This is a genomic window from Sulfitobacter sp. UBA4523, assembly GCF_002388305.1.
Taxonomy (GTDB): Bacteria; Pseudomonadota; Alphaproteobacteria; order Rhodobacterales; family Rhodobacteraceae; genus Sulfitobacter; species Sulfitobacter pontiacus.
The window spans coordinates 106055-106565 of record NZ_DGMH01000017.1 but is presented as its reverse complement, the minus strand read 5'-3'; the positions used below and the strand labels follow the sequence as shown (position 1 = coordinate 106565).

Genomic DNA, 511 nt, shown 5'->3' with positions numbered 1-511 from the left:
CCTGCAGACCAGTTTCCTGACCCCGCCGATGGCGATGTCGGCCTATTATCTCAAAGGCATCGCGCCGCCGTCGCTCCTGCTGACGCAGATCTTCAAAGGGGTCATGCCGTTCCTCTTCTGCGTGATCCTGTCGATGGTGCTGATGTATGTCTTCCCGCAGATCGTCTTCTATTTGCCGGATCTGTTTTATGGACGGTAATCGGATGACGGGTCACGGGGTGGACGGCACCCCCAGCGTGACACTACTGCGTGACAGGCTGGCGTCCGGCGCGCTGGATGCGCTGGCGCTGGTCGACAGCTATATCAAACGGATCGAGGCGCGCGAGCCGCAGGTGGGTGCATGGGCGTGGTTCGATCCCGAATTCGCGCGCGCACAGGCCCGCACGCTGGATGCGCATCGCCGGGCAGGGCGTCCCTTGGGGCGGCTTCACGGGTTGCCGGTCGCGCTGAAAGACGTGATCGACACCCAACGCATCCCCACGGAAAACGGCTGCGTTCATGATGCGGGGCT

The 511-nt window shown here is 63.0% G+C and carries 2 protein-coding genes; both read left to right on the top strand.

What is annotated here, in order from left to right:
- Positions 1–199, top strand: a 199-nt coding sequence (locus B3849_RS03790; protein ID WP_286779833.1) for a TRAP transporter large permease subunit, incomplete at its 5' end; no start/stop codon positions are given.
- A 4-nt stretch (positions 200–203) separates the two neighbouring features.
- The coding region (locus B3849_RS03785) for an amidase family protein (protein ID WP_286779842.1) at positions 204–511 on the top strand (308 nt) is incomplete at its 3' end.